Source organism: Gordonia sputi NBRC 100414 (assembly GCF_000248055.1).
Classification (GTDB): domain Bacteria; phylum Actinomycetota; class Actinomycetes; order Mycobacteriales; family Mycobacteriaceae; genus Gordonia; species Gordonia sputi.
On sequence record NZ_BAFC01000057.1, the window covers coordinates 1 to 1,130 of the forward strand.

The 1,130-nt window shown below is 60.9% G+C and carries 1 protein-coding gene; it reads left to right on the forward strand.

Translation table 11 applies throughout. The features are described from left to right. The first annotated feature begins 55 nt into the window (after positions 1 to 55). Positions 56 to 1,114, forward strand: a complete 1,059-nt coding sequence (locus GOSPT_RS09320) for an IS630 family transposase (protein ID WP_082965408.1) — start codon at positions 56 to 58, stop codon at positions 1,112 to 1,114. The last annotated feature ends 16 nt before the right edge of the window (positions 1,115 to 1,130 follow it).

Below are 1,130 nucleotides of genomic sequence, written 5' to 3' on the forward strand. Positions count from 1 at the left end.
CCTAGTATCTCGTGTCGTTAGTTAGTTAATGGTTGGGGGTTTGAGATACTCGGCTATGGCGAATTCTCCGGCTCCCGCTCTGGGCCTGCGTGATGGCGATGCTGCCGAACTCGATCGACTACTCAGGTCGACGTCGACGCCTGCGGGACTGGCACGTCGGGCGCGGATCGTGGCCCTTGCTGCTGAAGGGATGGCCAATTCGCGGATCAGCGAGGTCGTCGGGACGTCGGTGCCGACCGTGCTCAAGTGGCGCTCCCGATATCTCCATGACGGCCTCGACGGGTTACTTGATGCCGAACGGTGTGGTCGCCCAAGGCATCTTGATCATGCAGCTGTTGTCGCTGCGACGTTGAAGTCACCACCCAAGAAGTACGGAGTGACCCACTGGTCGTCGCGTCTGCTAGCCAGTCACCTCGGGATCGGGAACGCGACGGTCGCGCGGGCCTGGCGTGAGTACGGGGTACAGCCGTGGCGGTCGGGGACGTTCAAATTCTCCACCGATCCAGAACTGGTCGCCAAGGTCACCGATGTCGTCGGCCTGTACCTGGAACCGCCGGAGAACGCAATCGTGTTGTGCGTGGACGAAAAGTCGCAAATCCAGGCCTTGGACCGCACGGCGCCGATGCTGCCGATGCAGCCAGGGCAGATCGAACGCCGAACCCACGACTACAAACGACACGGCACCACCACACTGTTCGCCGCCTTGGAGATCGCGACTGGGCAGGTGACCGCAGCCGTCAAGCCGCGCCACCGCCACCAAGAGTTCTTGTCGTTCCTGCGGCAGATCGACCGCGCCTACGGCGACCAGGAACTGCACCTGGTGATGGACAACTACGCCACCCATAAGAAGGCCGAAGTCACCGCGTGGCTCACCGCGCACCCCAACATCCACGTCCACTTCACCCCGACCTCAGGGTCGTGGCTCAACCTCGTCGAGGTCTGGTTCGGCATCATCGACCGCCAAGCAATCCGGCGTGGCGTATTCACCTCAGTCACCGACCTCAACGCCAAGATCCGAGCCTTCATCAACGGCTGGAACGACCGCAAACACCCCTTCGTATGGACAAAAACCGCAGACGAAATCCTGAAGAAAGCTCAACCCAAAACGTATTAACGAAACGAGACACTAG

Bases quoted from the DNA above. Each gene is read 5' to 3' on its own strand.
- GOSPT_RS09320 (WP_082965408.1), top strand. From the start codon at position 56: ATGGCGAATTCTCCGGCTCCCGCTCTGGGCCTGCGTGATGGCGATGCT.